At 62.3% G+C, this 15,428-nt stretch carries 14 protein-coding genes; 4 read left to right on the top strand and 10 right to left on the bottom strand.

The window, feature by feature from the left end; all coding sequences use genetic code 11:
• Positions 1-2: 2 nt before the first annotated feature.
• Positions 3-1,166 carry a DNA polymerase IV gene (gene dinB, locus EKL02_RS04945; protein WP_128901009.1) on the bottom strand — a complete coding sequence of 388 codons (1,164 nt, stop codon included), beginning with the start codon at positions 1,164-1,166 and terminating at the stop codon, positions 3-5.
• 156 nt (positions 1,167-1,322) lie between these two features.
• On the opposite strand from dinB, the gene EKL02_RS04940 reads away from it, so the two are divergent.
• Positions 1,323-2,129, top strand: a complete 807-nt coding sequence (locus tag EKL02_RS04940) for a hypothetical protein (protein ID WP_128901008.1) — start codon at positions 1,323-1,325, stop codon at positions 2,127-2,129.
• Between the two features lie 36 nt (positions 2,130-2,165).
• Here EKL02_RS04940 and EKL02_RS04935 read toward each other — a convergent pair whose 3' ends face one another.
• The 5 genes from EKL02_RS04935 to EKL02_RS04915 form a co-directional block, all read right to left on the bottom strand.
• Complete coding sequence (locus EKL02_RS04935) at positions 2,166-3,401, bottom strand: DEAD/DEAH box helicase (protein WP_128901007.1); 1,236 nt, start codon at positions 3,399-3,401, stop codon at positions 2,166-2,168.
• Between the two features lie 24 nt (positions 3,402-3,425).
• Entirely contained in the window at positions 3,426-4,457 is a 1,032-nt protein-coding gene (locus EKL02_RS04930) for an RNA methyltransferase (protein WP_128901006.1), read from the bottom strand.
• Between the two features lie 33 nt (positions 4,458-4,490).
• Complete coding sequence (recQ, locus tag EKL02_RS04925; RefSeq protein WP_128901005.1) at positions 4,491-6,314, bottom strand: DNA helicase RecQ; 1,824 nt, start codon at positions 6,312-6,314, stop codon at positions 4,491-4,493.
• Entirely contained in the window at positions 6,314-7,159 is an 846-nt protein-coding gene (locus tag EKL02_RS04920; protein ID WP_128901004.1) for an undecaprenyl-diphosphate phosphatase, read from the bottom strand. Before EKL02_RS04920 ends, recQ begins: the two co-directional genes overlap by 1 nt.
• 92 nt (positions 7,160-7,251) lie before the next feature.
• Positions 7,252-7,833, bottom strand: a complete 582-nt coding sequence (locus tag EKL02_RS04915; RefSeq protein ID WP_128901003.1) for a DUF1439 domain-containing protein — start codon at positions 7,831-7,833, stop codon at positions 7,252-7,254.
• Positions 7,834-7,891: 58 nt separating this feature from the next.
• On the opposite strand from EKL02_RS04915, the gene EKL02_RS04910 reads away from it, so the two are divergent.
• On the top strand, positions 7,892-9,112 hold the full coding sequence (locus tag EKL02_RS04910) for a hypothetical protein (RefSeq protein WP_128901002.1): 1,221 nt from the start codon (positions 7,892-7,894) through the stop codon (positions 9,110-9,112).
• Positions 9,109-10,500 carry a cytochrome P450 gene (locus tag EKL02_RS04905; protein ID WP_128901001.1) on the top strand — a complete coding sequence of 464 codons (1,392 nt, stop codon included), beginning with the start codon at positions 9,109-9,111 and terminating at the stop codon, positions 10,498-10,500. The genes EKL02_RS04910 and EKL02_RS04905 overlap by 4 nt, the downstream gene beginning before the upstream one ends.
• Before the next feature lies 1 nt (position 10,501).
• Here EKL02_RS04905 and EKL02_RS04900 read toward each other — a convergent pair whose 3' ends face one another.
• Complete coding sequence (locus tag EKL02_RS04900; RefSeq protein ID WP_128901000.1) at positions 10,502-10,765, bottom strand: YkgJ family cysteine cluster protein; 264 nt, start codon at positions 10,763-10,765, stop codon at positions 10,502-10,504.
• A gap of 99 nt (positions 10,766-10,864) precedes the next feature.
• Here EKL02_RS04900 and EKL02_RS04895 point away from each other — a divergent pair, with 99 nt between their 5' ends.
• Positions 10,865-11,863 carry a PHB depolymerase family esterase gene (locus EKL02_RS04895; protein ID WP_128900999.1) on the top strand — a complete coding sequence of 333 codons (999 nt, stop codon included), beginning with the start codon at positions 10,865-10,867 and terminating at the stop codon, positions 11,861-11,863.
• Positions 11,864-11,869: 6 nt separating this feature from the next.
• Here EKL02_RS04895 and EKL02_RS04890 read toward each other — a convergent pair whose 3' ends face one another.
• The 3 genes from EKL02_RS04890 to EKL02_RS04880 are packed head-to-tail and all read right to left on the bottom strand — an operon-like array spanning position 11,870 to position 15,368.
• Entirely contained in the window at positions 11,870-13,102 is a 1,233-nt protein-coding gene (locus tag EKL02_RS04890; RefSeq protein WP_128900998.1) for an ABC transporter permease, read from the bottom strand.
• Positions 13,099-13,854, bottom strand: a complete 756-nt coding sequence (locus tag EKL02_RS04885; protein ID WP_128900997.1) for an ABC transporter ATP-binding protein — start codon at positions 13,852-13,854, stop codon at positions 13,099-13,101. The genes EKL02_RS04890 and EKL02_RS04885 overlap by 4 nt, the downstream gene beginning before the upstream one ends.
• 11 nt (positions 13,855-13,865) lie before the next feature.
• Entirely contained in the window at positions 13,866-15,368 is a 1,503-nt protein-coding gene (locus EKL02_RS04880) for an efflux RND transporter periplasmic adaptor subunit (protein WP_164931951.1), read from the bottom strand.
• Positions 15,369-15,428 lie beyond the last annotated feature (60 nt).

Below are 15,428 nucleotides of genomic sequence, written 5' to 3'. Positions count from 1 at the left end.
ACTCACTCGCCGAAAGCAAACGCCGTCTGAACAATACCGGCGTTTGCCTTGACTGCCTCCGGCCGGGAAAGCGCCCCCACCCGCACGCCAAAAAGCCGCAGGCGCTGCTCCAGCGGCACCCGGCGCAGGCACTCGCCGGCCGCGCGGCGAATGCCTGCCGCATCGGCAGTCGGCTCGGGCAAGGTGACATCGCGGGTCACGGTGCGGAAATCCGCATAGCGCAACTTGATGCCGATGGTGCGGCCGACGTAGTTCTTGCGGCGCAAATCCTCGGCTACCCGCACGCACAATTCCGTGAAGATGCGCGAGAGGGTGTCGCGGTCCTGACGGGCATGCAAGTCCCGCTCAAACGTGGTTTCGCGGCTGATCGATTTCGGTTCCGACCGGGTGACAACGGGCCTGTCGTCACTTCCCTGCGCGACCTTGCATAGCCACTGCGCATAGCTGAGGCCAAAATGCGCCTGCAGCAGATCCGGCTCGGCCCGGGCCAGTTCGGCGATCGTGCCAATGCCGAGCGCCTGAAGTTTTTCTCCGGCCTTGGGGCCGATGCCATTGATCTTGCGCACCGGCAGCGGCCAGATGCGGCCCGGGATATCGGCATGGGAAAGAATGGTCACGCCGTCCGGTTTTTCGAGGTCGGAGCATATCTTGGCCAGCAATTTGTTGGGCGCCACGCCGATCGAACAAGACAGGCCTGTGGCCTCGCGCACGGCCTGCTTGATGCGCAAGGCCAGCGCGCGCGTGTCTTCGGCAATATCGCCCAAGTCGATGTAGATTTCATCGATGCCGCGATCTTCGATATGCGGCGCAATCTGCGCCACCGCCTTCTTGAAGAGCCGTGAATAATGGCGATAGGCGTCGAAATCGACCGGCAAAATAATGGCCTCTGGCGCCAGTTGCGCCGCCTTCATCATCCCCATCGCGGAAAACACGCCCAGCGCACGCGCCTCGTAAGTCGAGGTCGTCACGACCCCGCGCCCGGCATAGTCGCGCAGCCGGGCAAAGCGGCGGGTACCGTCCGGCTGCACTTCGGGCCGGTCCACCGAACGTCCGCCGATGACGACCGGCATGCCGCGCAATTCCGGATAGCGCAAGAGTTCGACCGATGCGTAAAAGGCATCCATGTCGAGATGGGCAATGCGGCGAACGTCAGGCGGCAGATGCATCGTTTGAAGGCAGTAAGATGAACCAAGCAAAATCGTGACGCCACCGATTATACTGTATATAACAACAGGTCATCGCCTGAAATTCCAGTGCGCCATGCGGCGCAAATCCGCAGCCGTGTGTACACTACGCCGCTACCGATTTATTTACGCAACACCATGACCCTTACCATCAACGAAGACCTCCGTGCCTACATCGATCCGCTGACCGAAGACGAATACGCCGCGCTGGAGCGCAGCCTGCTCGCCGAAGGGTGCCGCGATGCCCTGGTGCTGTGGGGCGACCTGCTGGTGGATGGCCACAACCGTTATGGCATTTGCCAGAAACACGGCATCCCCTTCAACACCATCCAGAACCAGACGTTCAAATCCATCGACGATGTGCACCTGTGGATGATCGACAACCATCTCGGGCGCCGCAGCGTCTCGGATTTTCAGCGCGGGGTGCTGGCCTTGCGCAAGAAAGAAATCGTCGCAGCGCGCCTGGCACAGACCCCGTCGCCGTCGGCCAAGCCTGCCGGCGCCGATACCACAGCCAGGCCCGTGTCGGACCCGCCATGGACGAAGCGCGAGGTCGTGGCAAAGGCGGCGCGGGTGAGCAGCGCCACATTGGGCCAGATCGAGAAAATCCAGAAAACGGCCACGCCCGAACTGGTCAGCGCGGTCAAGTCGGGGATGATTTCGATTAATGCCGCCGCTACCGTCGCTTCCCTGCCCGAGGAAAAGCAGGTCGCAGCGGTTGCCGGCGGCAAGAAAGAATTGCGCCAGGTGGCGCGCCAGGTGCGCGAAGCCCGCTTGCCGCCCAAGCCGGCAGCGGAGCCGCCTCCCGACGACGCCTCGCCCGATCAGCTCGAAATCCATCGCCTGACGCAAGCCGTCGCCGAACTGACTGAAGAGCGCGACCAGCTGAAAAAGAAGGTGCAGCACCTGACCATTGCGCTTGCCGAGGCACGCGGCGGGCAATAGCCCCCAACGCCTGCCGGATGCGCCATCAGTAAGCGGTTACTTCGCCGGGCGTCCCGGGCCGAACTTGGGCTTCTTCGGCTTCTTCGGCTTTTTCAGCACCTGCCCGCGCCCATCCGTCATGGGAACCCGGTGGTCCGGCTCGAACTCCGGCACGTCGATGCGCACCAGGGTCTGGCGGATCAGGGTTTCGATTGCCGACAACAATTGCACTTCATCGGCGCAGACTAACGACACCGCCTCGCCGGTGGCGCCGGCGCGGCCGGTGCGGCCGATACGGTGCACGTAATCCTCGGCGACGATGGGCAAGTCGAAATTGACCACTTGCGGCAAATCGTCGATATCAAGCCCGCGCGCGGCCACATCGGTTGCCACCAGGACTTGCACCTCGGCTGCCTTGAAGCGTTCCAGGGCGCGCAGGCGTGCCGGCTGCGGCTTGTCGCCGTGGATCGAATCGGCGCTCACGCCTTTTGCTGCAAGGGTATCGACCAGTTGCTCGACCCCCTTGCGGGTCTTGACGAAGACCAGCACCTGGCCCCAGCGCTTTTTCTTCAGCAAGTGCAGGAAGAGCTCGGGCTTGCGCTTCTTATCGACCGGCACCAGCCATTGCTTGACGGTTTTCGCCGCCGCGTTGCGCGGACTGACCTCCACGCTGACCGGGTCCACCAGCAGCGTCGCCGCCATGGTGCGGATGGCATCCGAAAAGGTCGCCGAAAAAAGCAGGGTCTGGCGGCGCTTCGGCAAGGCCTCGAACACGGCGTTGAGCTCGCGCGAAAAACCCAGGTCGAGCATGCGGTCAGCCTCGTCCAGCACCAGCGTCTGCAATTGCGTGAACTTGACGGCGTTCTGGCGGTACAGGTCGAGCAGGCGCCCGGGCGTGGCCACCAGGACGTCCAGCCCTTTGCGCAGTTTCATCATCTGCGGATTGATGCTCACGCCGCCATAGGCCACCGCCATGCGCAAGGGCACATGCGCGCCGTATTCACAAAAACTCTGGTAGACCTGTTCCGCCAGTTCGCGTGTCGGCACCAGCACCAGCACGCGCACGCAATTGCTGGCCACTTGCGGGCCTTCCATGGTCAGGCGCTGCAGCAGCGGCAAGGCAAAGCCGGCGGTCTTGCCGGTGCCGGTCTGCGCCGCCGCCATCAAGTCACGCCCGGCCAGGATCACGGGAATGGCTTGCACCTGCACCGGCGTGGGGGTTTTGTAGCCGAGCGTATCGACAGCGCCCAGCAGCGCGTCGATCAGGCCAAAGGAGGCGAAGGTTGCAGACATACTCAATCAGTCAAAAAAGAAAAATCACAGGGCATGAATCTTGATGGTCGGCGTCTGCGCAGCAATCGCCCTGGCCCGCAACTGGCCACAGCCGCCATCGACCTCTTGCGCCGCCGAATCGCGCAGCTTGGCCAGCACGCCGCGCTGGTGCAGCACGCGCACCATGGCACGCGCGCGTTCCCATGAGGGCCGCTTGAAGTGTAGATCCGGGATGGTGTTATAGGGAATCATGTTCAGCACCGCATGCTTGCCTTTGAGCAGAGCCACGATCCCGTCGATTTCATCCTCGCCATCGTTGATGCCTTCCAGCAGGGTCCACTGATATTGCACGGGATAGGCCGTGGCGCGGCCATAGGCTTCCGCCAGGTCCACCAGTTCCTGAGGCGTCAGACGCGGCGCCCGCGGCAGCAATTGCTCACGCAACGCCGGCTTGGTGGTATGCAGCGACAGGGCCAGTGCCGGCTTGACCTTGCCTTGCGGCAGGCGCTCGAATACGCGGGCATCGCCGACCGTCGAGAACACCAGGTTCTTGTGACCGAGGTTGCCTTCCGTGCCCAGCAACTGGATGGCTTCCAGCACGTTGTCGAGGTTGTGCGCGGGTTCACCCATGCCCATGAACACGATTTTCTTGACCACGCGCTGCTGGCGCGCCAGGGCCACCTGGGCGACGATCTCGCCGCTGGTGAGCTGGCGGATCAGGCCGCTGCGCCCGGTCATGCAAAACTGGCAGCCGACGGCGCAGCCAACCTGGCTGGAAACACAGAGCCCGTCGCGCGGCAACAGCACGCTCTCAATCGTCTGGCCATCCGCAAGGCTCACCAGCAGGCGCGCCGAACCCTCCGCCGTCTCGTGGCAAGACAGGAGGCGCACCATGCCGCGCAATTGCGTATCGATTTCCGGCAGCGCCTCGCGCAGCGTCAGCGGCAGATAATCCTTCGGACGCCGCCGCCCCTGGTCATAGGGGCGTGCCTGCAGCCAGTCGCGCAGCACGCGCTGCTCGTGTTCCGGTCGGGCGCCCAGGGCACGCAGGCGCTGGCGAATGAGGTCGATTTCCATGGGAACAGCCAGGATTGCGATAAAGGTGAGAGCTTAGGCCAGTTCGGCCATCAGCGCGATGATTTCCTCGCCATAGGTTTCCAGCTTTTTCTCGCCGACGCCCGAGACATGGCGCAAGTCATCCAGCGAGGCAGGCCGGGCCTTGGCGATTTCGCGCATGGTGGCATCGTGAAAAATGACATAGGCTGGCACATTGTGCTTGCGCGCGGTCTCGACGCGCCACCAGCGCAGCTTGTCGAATACCGTCTGCTCCTGCGTCGACAGGTCGCTTTCCACATAGCCTTTGGGCTTGACGCCCTTCTTGCGCTGGCTGACCGGTTTCTGGTATTCGCGCAGCAGGATCTTTTGCGCGCCGCGCAAGACCGGCCGCGCCGCATCGGTCAGCTTCAGGGCATTGAAGCTGTCGTGATCCACCGTCACCAGGCCCAGGGCGATGGCCTGGCGCAGGATGGCGCGCCATTCGGCGTCGCCACGCTCGGCGCCGATACCGAACACCGAGAGCTGGTCATGCTGCCATTGCTTGACCTTGTCAGCCTCGACGCCGCGCAGCACATCCATCACGTGCATGGCGCCGAAGCGCTGCTCGGTGCGGTAAATCGCCGACAGCAGCTTTTGCACGGGGACGGTGGCATCGAAGGACACCGGCGGATTCAGGCACGTGTCACAGTTGCCGCAGGCGCTGGCAGGCTGGCCGAAATACTCCAGCAGGCGCACGCGCCGGCACGACAGGGTTTCGCACAGGCCCAGCATGGCATCGAGCTTGGCGCCCTGCACCCGCTTGAAACTGTCGTCTGCCTCGGATTGGTCGATCATGCGGCGCTGCTGCACCACGTCCTGCAAGCCGTACGCCATCCAGGCGTTGGCGGGAGCGCCATCGCGGCCGGCGCGGCCGGTTTCCTGGTAATAGCCCTCGATGCTTTTGGGCAGGTCGAGATGGCAGACAAAGCGCACATCGGGCTTGTCGATGCCCATGCCGAAAGCAATTGTCGCCACCATCACGATGGCATCTTCGCGCAGGAAGCGCGCCTGGTTGGCGCTGCGCTTGGCCGTCTCCATGCCGGCATGGTAAGGCAAGGCGGCAATGCCGCTGGCATTCAGGAATTCGGCGGTTTCCTCGACTTTTTTGCGCGACAGGCAATACACGATGCCGGCGTCACCCGCATGTTCGCTTTCGATGAAATCGAGCAGCTGCTTGCGGGCGTTGACCTTTTCGACGATCTGATAACGGATGTTGGGGCGGTCGAAGGAAGAAACGAACTGCAGCGCTTCCTGCAACTGCAGGCGCTCGATGATTTCCTCACGCGTCTGCTGGTCCGCCGTGGCGGTCAACGCAATGCGCGGCACGGCGGGGAAGCGCTCGTGCAAGACCGACAGCTTGATGTACTCCGGGCGGAAGTCATGTCCCCATTGCGAAACGCAATGTGCCTCGTCGATGGCGAACAGGGCGATCTTCGAGGCTTCCAGCAATTCCAGGCAGCGCGGCGTCATCAGGCGCTCCGGCGCCACGTACACCAGGTCGAGCTCGCCGCGGCGCAACTTGCGCTCGGTCTGCACCATTTCATCGAAGCTCTGGGTCGAGTTCAGGTAAGCCGCGCGCACGCCGACTTCAGCCAGCGCATCGACCTGGTCCTGCATCAGGGCGATCAGCGGCGACACCACCACGCCGACGCCGTCGCGCAGCAAGGCCGGGATCTGGTAGCACAGCGACTTGCCGCCACCGGTGGGCATCAAGACCAGGGCATCACCGCCGAGGGCAACCTGCTCGACGATCTCGGCTTGCTGGCCGCGAAATGCCGGATAGCCGAATACGCTATCGAGAATGTGCTGCGCGCGTGCGCGTATGCCGGACTCTTCCATCAATGCGACCAGTCCACCCAGCCCTGGAATGCCGTCACGAGAATCACCACGCCGAAAACGATGCGGTACCAGGCAAAGAAGGTGAAATCATGCGTGCTGATATAGCGCAGCAGCCAGCGCACGCACAGGAAGGCCGATACCAGCGCTGCCACGCCGCCAAGGCCAAACAGCGGCAAGTCCGCCGCCGACAGCAGGGCGCGTTCCTTGTACAGCGAATAGATCGAGGCGCCAAAGAGCGTTGGCAAGGCGAGGAAAAAGGAAAACTCCGTGGCGGCCTTGCGCGACATGCCAAACAGCATGCCGCCGATGATGCTGGCGCCGGAACGCGACGTGCCCGGGATCAGGGCAAACGCCTGCGCGCAGCCCACTTTGAGCGCATCGAGCAAGCTCATGTCGTCGACCGATTCGATGCGCACGGCTGCCGGATTGGTGCGGTTGCGCCGCTCCACCCACAGGATGACGAACGCGCCGATGATGAAGGCAATTGCTACCGGCACCGGGGCAAACAGCACGGCCGAAATCGCCTTGTTGAACAACAAGCCCAGGATGGCGGCCGGCAAAAAGCCCACCAGCACATTCAGCGCGAATTTCTGCGCGCGGGCGTCCGAGAATAGGCCGGCCAGCACGGCGGCGATCCTGACGCGGTATTCCCAGACCACGGCCAGCATGGCGCCGGACTGGATGGCGATTTCAAATACCTTGAGCTTGTCGCTGCCAATGTCGCGGCCGAAATCGAGCAGGCTGCCGGCAAGGATCAGATGGCCGGTGGAGGAAATCGGCAGGAATTCGGTCAAGCCTTCGACAATGCCCATGATCAGGGCCTTGATTACAATCGTTAAATCCATGCGGTGGGAGAATTATTCAAATAATCAATAAAAAACCCGCGGCCGTAGCGCTGCGCGGGCTCTGAAAATGCCAGAAGGGAACAACAAGAACGCTATTTTACCGGTTCAAAGGTTACCACGAGCCCGTTTCCACGCGTATTGATTTTTGTAGGCAAGAAAGACGTTCCGCCATACCGGAATTCAGTGGGTTGGAATGTATATAAAGGCATGCCACGGAATAACTCTTCGGCAATGATGCCACTGACTTTCTGTAATTGCTTTGCATACCTGTCATCGAGGCCGGCAATGTTCAGCGATTCAACCCGCGGATCCGTCAAGATCACGGCGTTTTTAACGGAATCGATGGCCAGTTCGCCCGACAAGGCAAAATTGCCTTGCCATGAACGTTTGAGCCAGGCAGGCGCAATCGCCGCATCAAAGCTGGTGACAATGCGGTTGCTCCCGGTTTGCAAGTCCAGACGCGGGGCGCTCAATTGAATATCGAACAAGCCCAGATAGCGGTTGTTAAATGGAAAGCGTTTCTCGAGCGAGGATTGCAAGGTCGACAAGGGCAACTCGAAGTCACGCGGCCCCAGCAGGCTGGCACAGCCAACCATGGAGACCATCACCATGACGAGACAGCAACGCAGCGCCATTTTTGTCATTTCCACACTTCCTTTATTCCATTCAATCAACTAACCGGACTCTATATAATAGAACGGCAAGCGCCCGGCCCACACCACATGACTCCGCATGAGCCCTAACATCCCGCAGCATACTCCTGTCAACAAGCGTCATGTCCTGTATTTCAGCGGCTTTGATCCGCGCGGTCCGGCGCATTACCGCCGCCTCTACCGTGCGGAAGCCGCCAAGCAAGCCGTCCTGAACGGCATGACGATCGATTTCAGCAAGAGCGAGAAAACCTCGACACTCGCCAGCGGCTGGAAGATGCAGACGCAATGCGAAGGCAGGACGGTCGAGACCACCTATGAATTCATGCGCTGGGAAGATGTCATCAGTCACCACTGGCCGCGCAACGACCTGATCCTGATGGCGCGGTATCTGAGAGCGCTGCGGCATTACCTCACCAGCGGGGTCTTGTGGAAGATCCGCAAGGAATCGATCTGGATGTTCATCGCCGCCGTGTATCCCGCCTTCCTGATGCTGGCAGTACTGGGACTGGGCGTCGGCGCCGTCATCGGCATCGACTGGCTGGCGCAAGCGGCAAGCCTGCCGCGCTGGCTCGGCATCGCGGCGGGGCTGATTGCCTTCGGCCTGGTCATCCAGGGCGGCCGCCTGATCGAGCGTCTCAGCAACAGCTTCTGGCTGGCGCGCAGCATGGCATTCCATACCCAGCAAGCGCTTGGCGCCACGCCCGATCTGGACGCGCGGCTGGATGAATTTGCGCACTACCTGGCGGACCTGGTCCGTGACAGCGAGGCCAATGAAGTGCTGCTGGTGGGTCACAGTTCCGGCGCCATTATCGCCGCCGCCGTGCTGGGCCGGGCATTGCAGCGTTACCCGAAATTGACGGCGCACCGCCCGCGCATCAGCCTGATGACGCTCGGGCAATGCATCCCGATCCTCAGCCTGTTTCCCCAGGCAAAATCCTTCCATGCCGAACTGGCGGCCATCGCCCATGCCGACCGGCTCGACTGGATCGACTTCACCGCCCCCACGGATCTTGCCTGTTTCGTCTTCCTCGACACGGTAGCGCTGGCCGGCATCCGTCGCGACAACATGGAGCCCCGGCCGAAATTGCTGTCGGCGCGCTTTGTCACGCTGTTTTCTGCCGAAAGCTATGCGCGCATCCGCCGCAGCTGGTACCGCAACCATTTCCAGTACCTGATGGCGGGCGAAAAAGCCGGCGAATACGATTATTTCGCGATCACCGCCGGGCCTCTCAGCCTGGCGGAACGCTACCGCGCCAAGCCCTCTCTCGACAAATCCGTATTAAGGAAAGCCAAGCCATGAGCCGTTTTTGCCCGGTCTATCCCAAACCGCACAAGGCAAGGTCCGGGGCGCTGCGCCTGTTTTCCAGCCTGCGCCGCTCGTGGCTGGATGGCCTGGTCGAACGCAATTACCAGATGCAAATGGCCGAGGTCAAATTTCCCGGGCTCGACCTCTACATCGTCAACGATCCCAAGCTGGTGCGGGAAGCGATGGTCGATGAGTATGCCAATTTTCCCAAAACCGACTTGCTGGGCAAGCTGCTCGACCCGCTGATCGGCCCGAGCATTTTCACGACCAATGGCCGGCAATGGCAAATCCAGCGCGAAATGGTGGGCACCGGGTTCAGCCACATGCGATTAAAAACGGCTTTCCCGCTGATGATGGCAGCGGTCGATGCGATGGAAGCGCGCGTTGCCGCGCTGCCCGATGGCATCGTCACGGATATCGACCAGGAAATGACCCATGTCACGGCCGATATCATTTTCCGCACCATCCTCTCGCTGTCGATGGAAAGTGAGGATGCGCGCAAGATTTTCCACAATTTCAATATCTTCCAGAAAATGGCGCCACGCCAGATTACCCCGATCATGTTCGGGCTGCCGCGCTGGCTCTCGCCCTGGCTCGACATTTACCGCAGCAATCGCGCCGCGCGCGAAATCCGCTCCCTGCTCGAAAAATTCATCCGCCCGCGCTTTGATGCCCACCGCGCCGGCAATCCTGGCGAGCATCAGGATATTCTTTCCGCCCTGCTGGGCGCAAAAAACCCGGACACCGGTGACGGCTTCGCTTTCAGTGAACTGGTAGACCAGGTCGGCATGCTGTTTTTGGCCGGGCATGAAACCTCGGCAAGTGCACTGGCATGGTCGCTGTATCTGATTTCCATGAGCCCGGAAATCCAGGAGCGCATGCACGCCGAACTCTCGGCGGTGGTGGGCGATGGCGACATTGAATATGGCCACGTCAAAGACCTGGAACTGACCTGGAATGTTTTTCGCGAAAGCCTGCGGCTATACCCGCCGGTCGGCTTTTTCGTGCGGCAGGCAAAAGTTGGCCGCACGATGCGCGGCAAGAACGTTGCCAAGGACGCCATCATCGTGATTGCCCCCTGGCTCATCCAGCGCCATCGCGACCTGTGGGAGCGCCCGGACGAGTTCGATCCTGACCGCTTCGCCAGCGACAGTGCGAAAGAATCGCTGAAATGCGCCTACCTGCCCTTCGGCATGGGCCCGCGGGTGTGCATTGGCGCCAGCTTTGCGCTGCAGGAAGCCGCGCTGATCCTGGCGACGCTGGTGCGCCGCTTCCGGTTTGCTGCGCCGCCGGACGGCCAGGCGCCGCAACCGGTCGGCCGCCTCACGATCCGCTCCGAAAACGGTGTGCGCGTGACGATCCACAAGCGCACGGCGACTTGATTCAGGGGGAAGTCGCCGCTTCGAGTCGCGTCAGCCAGTGCATGGCTTGAGCCGGCGAATCGCCACACATTTCAGTTGAAGGCTGCAGGCTGGCGCAGACCGCTGGGCGGCGCGGGTCGCCAAAAATGCGGCATCCATTTTGCGCGTCGAGTTGCGCGCAGCGCACCCCGGCCGGCTTACCGGACGGCATGCCCGGAATCGGCGAGGTAATTGACGGGGCGATGCAGCAGGCGCCGCACCCGTTGCGGCAGGAATAGGCAGTCATGATGGAAATTGCACAAAGAATTGCCACGAAAATAATTCGCCGCGTAGAATCAAGCCACAAAGATCAATACACTTCATTTCGGGAAGCGAGGACGACACGATGCTGCCACTTTCACGCCCTATTGTACGCGCCCTGGCGCTTTTTCTGGTCAGCGCAGGCGCCATTGCCGCAGCCCCAAAAGCCGGCGCATGGACGGAAAGCGCGCAAAGTTACGGCATGTTCAACTTGTATGTCTACCTGCCGCAGCAAGTCAGGCCGAAACTTTCCAGCAAACGCGCCCTGATGGTGGTGCTGCACGGCTGCAAGCAAACGGTCCATGGCGACATCATGGGCAAGCGTTCAGGCTGGGAAAACGTGGCAGAACAATATGGCATGGTCGTGGCCGCACCCGATGTCCCGGAAACCAATACACCCGGGTCGCGCCTGTTTGCCGGCTGCTGGGACTGGTTCGGCACCGAGCACCAGCGCGGCGGCCGCGACATCGGCGCGCTGGCCGGCATGATCAAGGGCTTGCAGGCACGTCCTGAACTGAACATCGATCCCGCGCAAGTCTATGTCGTCGGCATGTCTTCAGGCGGCGCCGTGGCGCAAGTGCTGGCGTGCGCCTACCCGGAACTGGTCGCCGGCGTCGGGCTGCATTCCGCGCCTGCGATGGGCTCCAATGTCATGGACATGTTCGGCCCGCCCAAGGTGGAAGCCGCGACCATCGTCGAGAATTGCCGGCGCTATGCAGGCGAGCAGCAAGCTGCCTTGTCCAGCCAGGTTGCCAGCGTCATCCACGGCAGCGAAGACCGCATGTCCCAGCCGGCGCATGCCGAGCGCAACCGCGATGCCCTGCAAGCCCTGTATGGCGCCAGCCAGGATGCCGGGAAGATCGCCGAAACCAACCAGAGCAACGGCAGCCTGCACAAGGATGACAAGGGCCGGGTGCGCGTGGCGCACATCCAGGTCGAAGGCATGGGCCACGCGTTCGCGGTGGGCGATGGCGGCAGCGGCGGCGGCACCTATGGCGACACGTTCCACGACTACCGGCACATCAATTACCCGGCCTGGGTAACGCGCTTTTTCTTCGACAACAACCTGCGCGCCAGGCGCTAGCTTCCTCTACTCGTAGCGCAGCGCCTGGATCGGCAGCAGCTTCGACGCCTTGTGCGCCGGATAAAAGCCGAAGAAAATGCCGATCGCGGCAGAAAAACCCACTGCCAGGACGATGGATTCGGGCGACAGCCGGGTCGCCCAGCCGGCGAACTGGCTGACCAGGAACGAGCCGGCCACGCCCAGCACGATGCCAATGAAGCCGCCGATCAGCGACAGCGTGATGGCTTCCACCAGAAATTGCGTCAGGATATCGCGGCCGCGCGCGCCGACCGCCATGCGCAAGCCGATTTCCCGGGTGCGTTCGGTGACCGACACCAGCATGATGTTCATGATGCCGATGCCGCCCACCAGCAGCGACACCGAGGCCACCGCCGCCAGCAGGATGGTCATGATGCGCGAGGATTCTTCCTGGGTCGCGAGGATCTCCGTGAGGTTGCGGATCGTGAAGGCATCGTCGGCGCCCGGCTGTGTGCGCTGGCGCTGCCGCAGCAACTGGCGAATCCCCTCTTCCGCCTCCTTCATGTCGGCGCCTTCCCGCACCTTGACCTGGATCGTGCCGACCCGTCGCAGCTTGCCCTGGGTGCTGCCAAAGAGGCGGTTGCGCGCCGTCGACAGCGGCACCATCGCCACATCGTCCTGGTCCTGCCCCGTCATGCTCTGGCCTTTCCTGGCCAATACGCCGATCACGGTATGCGGCACATTCTTGATGCGCAAGATCTGGTCGACCGGGTCGATGTCACCGAACAGCTGGTCCGCCACTGTCTGGCCAAGTATGACGACCTTGGCCGAACCGGACAATTCATTCGCCTCGAACATGCGCCCGGACGCCAGCGGCCATTCGCGCACCTCGAAGTAATCGGGCGTGACGCCATTGATCTGCGTCGACCAGTTGCTCCCTGCCGCAATCAGTTGCGCGGAACTGCGCATGGACGGCGCGGCCGCCTGCACTTGCTGGATTTCGCGGGCAATGGCAAGCGCATCGTCCTCGGTCAGGTTCTGGTTGGCGCCGGCGCCCAGCCGCACCCCGGAGGCAGTGGTCGATCCCGGCATGATGATCATGAGGTTGGAACCCAGGCTCTTGATCTGTTCCTGGATGCGCGCCTGCGCGCCGGCGCCGACCGCGATCATGGTGATCACAGCGGCCACGCCGATGATAATGCCAAGCATGGTCAGCATCGAGCGCAGCATATTGACGCGCAAGGCATTCAGGGCAATGCGAAATGTCGCCAGCAGGTTCATGCGCTTGCTTCCGGAGCGGCAATGCTTGCCTGGTCGATTGCGGCCAGCTGCGCCTGCGCATCTTGCGGCTGATTGGCGGCATCGCCAATGACATTGCCATCGCGGAAAGTAATGATGCGCGAGGCAAAGCTGGCGATGTCGTGCTCATGGGTCACCAGCACGATGGTCATGCCGGCACGGGATAGTTTCTGGAACAGCGCCATGATTTCGACGCTGGTGCGCGAATCAAGCGCACCGGTCGGTTCATCGGCCAGGATCAGCGCAGGGTTGTTCACCAGGGCGCGGGCAATCGCCACGCGCTGCTGCTGGCCGCCGGAGAGTTGCGCCGGGTGATGGTCCATGCGCTCGGCCAGGCCCACTTCGGCCAGGCGTTGCGCGGCGCGCGCATGGCGCTCGGCCGCCGGCACCGATGAATACAGCAAGGGCAATTCAACATTGTCCAGGGCCGTCGTGCGCGGCAAGAGATTAAATTGCTGGAACACGAAACCGATGCGGCGGTTGCGGATCGCTGCCAGCTGATCATTATCCATTGCCGACACGAGCTCGCCGGCCAGGAAATACTCGCCCGAAGTCGGCAAGTCCAGGCAACCCAGCATGTTCATGAACGTGGATTTGCCGGAACCGGAGGCACCCATGATCGCAACGAATTCGCCTTCCTTGATCGACAGCGACACGCCGCGCAACGCAAAGACATGGTTGCTGCCCATGACATAGTCCTTGACCAGGTTACGCGACTCGATCAGTGCACTCATGCGTGCCTCAATTAAAACATGCGCGGGCCGGGCGCCGCCGCAGGCTTGCTGCCAGCCGGCGCCGCGATCACGCCGGTGATCACCACCATGCCTTCCTTCAGGTCCGGCGCCGTCACTTCGGTCATGGTGCCGTCGGTCAGGCCGGCGCGCAGCGGCAGCTCCCTGGGCTGCTGGTTGTCGTCGAGGATGTACACGCGCCCGGGCGTATTCGTGCCGCGCCTGCCTGCCTGTTCCGCAGTGATTTCCTCATATTTCTTGCGCTGCTCGGGCGTCAGGATTTCAGCGATTTTCGCGCGCATGTCGGCGCGGTTGCGCTCAATCAGCTTTTGCCGCTCTTCCTGGGGCGCTTCGCGCGCGGCCGTCATTTTTTCGCGCATGCCGGCAAAGATCGCATCAAGCTTGCCCTTCTGGTCATCGGTGAGCTGCAGTTCCTTTTCCAGCTGCTCGCGCAACGCGCCGCTTTGGCCGCGGCCCTGGCTTGCCGCCTGGCTGTCAGCCTGCCCGGGCGCGGCGGCATTCGCCGCAGCGGCGCCGCGCGCCGCGCCGGGCGGACGGAAGCGCAATGCCGCATTGGGCACTTTCCAGACCTCGCTACGCGTATCGGTGACGATGCGCACATTGGCGGTCATCCCCGGCAGCAATTCCTTGCGCGGATTCGGGGCATCGACTTCGACCATGTAAGTGACGACATTGGAGACGTTTTGCGCCGACTTGCGGATCTGGTTGACGCGCCCCTCAAAGGTACGCCCGGGGAATGCATCAACGGTAAAGCTGGCTTTCTGGCCATTGCGGATACGGCCGATTTCCGATTCGTCGATGGCGGTGTCGACGCGCATGTCGGAAAGGCTTTCAGCAATGATGAACAATTCCGGCGCCTGCAGGCTGGCGGCCACCGTCTGGCCTTTTTCCACGCTGCGCTTGATCACGATTCCGTTGACCGGCGCCTTGATTGCCGTACGTTCGAGTTCGATCCGGGCTTGCGCCAGCGCCGCTTCGCGCTGCTTGACTGCGGCTTGCGCATTGCCCTTGCCTGCCTGCGCTACCCGCACCTGGGCGCGTGCGGCATTGGTCTGCTCGCCGAGCGCATGATAGATCGCACGCGCCTTGTCGCGTTCGGCGGCGGAAATGAAGCCCTTGTCGACCAGTTGCTGCTTCTGGTCGAGGTCGCGGCGGGCTTCAACGAGGTTGACCTCCGCCTGCGCCGCCTGCGCCTGTTGTGCGGCAACCTGGGCTTCCTGGGTCAGCACCTGCGCACGCGCCGCATCCAGGTCGGCCTGCGCCTGGCGCACCCGGTATTCAAAAGTTTCCGGATCGATGCGGGCAATGATCTGCCCCTGTTTGACTTCGCTATTGAAGTCGGCGTAAATCTCCTTCAACTGGCCGGACACTTGCGAGCCGACCTGGACGGATACCACCGGGCTTAAGGTGCCGGAAGCCGATACGCTGGCGGTAATGGCGCCCCGCTCGACTTTCCCGGTCTTGTATTGGGGCTGCTCGCCGTTTTTTGCCCACATACGGTATCCGGCTGCCGCCAAAATCGCTAACAGTACGATAACGACCCACACCCACCATTT

The sequence above is a fragment of the Janthinobacterium sp. 17J80-10 genome, from assembly GCF_004114795.1.
GTDB lineage: Bacteria > Pseudomonadota > Gammaproteobacteria > Burkholderiales > Burkholderiaceae_D > Paucimonas.
Note: the sequence above shows the minus strand (reverse complement) of the source record. Positions and strands in the feature narration are given on the sequence as shown.